This is a genomic window from Vibrio sp. 03_296 (assembly GCF_002265885.1).
The window spans coordinates 1-1,260 of record NZ_NPKW01000619.1 but is presented as its reverse complement, the minus strand read 5'-3'; the positions used below and the strand labels follow the sequence as shown (position 1 = coordinate 1,260).

At 49.8% G+C, this 1,260-nt stretch carries 2 pseudogenes; both read right to left on the bottom strand.

The annotated features are described in order from the left end of the window. A pseudogene (locus CIK04_RS26655) lies at positions 1–666 on the bottom strand (transglycosylase domain-containing protein); the annotation flags it as partial. 33 nt (positions 667–699) lie between these two features. Beyond that, a pseudogene (locus tag CIK04_RS26650) lies at positions 700–1,260 on the bottom strand (ATP-dependent helicase C-terminal domain-containing protein); the annotation flags it as partial.

The following is a 1,260-nucleotide window of genomic DNA, read 5'->3' as shown; positions in this document are numbered from 1 at the left end:
TACACCATCATGTTGATAGAAATCGCGATCTTCCGTGACTAACAGAGCATCAACCATGATCTCGGGAAATTGCTCACGGCGTAAAAACAAGCGCTGCTCGTCGGTGTCTTTCTCCAGCATGCCCAGCATCTTCGGCTCAAGGCGCAAATAGCCGAGATCCCTTTGGATTCCAGAGATTGAATGCGAGTTAAGCTTGAGCGTMAAATGCAACATCACATGACGATCAGCCTCTGGCCCATCGACAAATTCAAAAGGACGACGAATAAGCTCAATCTTGCTCGATGAAGAGGAATACTCACCGGGATATCTCGGCTGGCTCACCTTGCGATAGTTGAGGATATCGAGCTCTTTCTGCAGCTCCGGGCGAGAAACATTTTCTCCCGCATACAAGGTTTGAATACGCGCATACACCACCGTCGGCAGTTGAAATAGCTGACCTTCAAAACGTTGTTTGACCACGCTATCGAGATAAATGCCGACAAAAATCAGCACTGCTACCAGCGCGAGCCCCGCTTTCCAACTCAAAGACCAAAGCGTCTTCAACCATTGACGCTTTGGTGCTTTCACTGCGCTGCGTTTTTTGGTCGTTTTTCTCGGAGTACGATTGGCGGTACGCTTTCTTGTGGTCGTTTTYYTACTGTCGTTCGACTTTTTTTTCTTGGGCATGAGTGTAACTGTCTTTTGGTTTTATGGTGCTTGGTGAGTGGCAGGATCGTCAGGCCAAACATGCTTAGGGTAACGACCTTTCATCTCTTTTTGCACTTCTTTATAAGCGCCAGCCCAAAAACCGGACCAGGTCTTGCGTCACTTGCAAAGGACGACGCGCAGGGGAAAGCAGCTCTAAGGTGAGCTTTACACGTCCTTGCGCCACCGTTGGCGAGCTTTGCTCACCGAACATCTCTTGCATGCGTACCGAAAGTACTGGGTTAGCACCTTGTTGATAGCGAATCATTTGCTGGGTGCCGGTTGGTAAGGTGTAGTGCTTAGGCAACCACTCATCCAATTGCTGATTCAACGGCCAACCAAGGCGAGCATTCAATGCTTCGCAGAGGTTGATTTTAGCCAGATCTTTCACCGTTGCGACATGTGCCATATACGGTTCCAACCATTGCTCTAACTCGCTGAGCAAGCTGGCGTCATCCATCGCTGGCCAAGCCTGTTCCGGCAACCACTCAATGGCACAACGAATACGCTCGAGTAGCGATTTGGGATTTACGCCCAGTCCTAATACCKCTAGCCCCTTTCTTCGGACGATAGGAG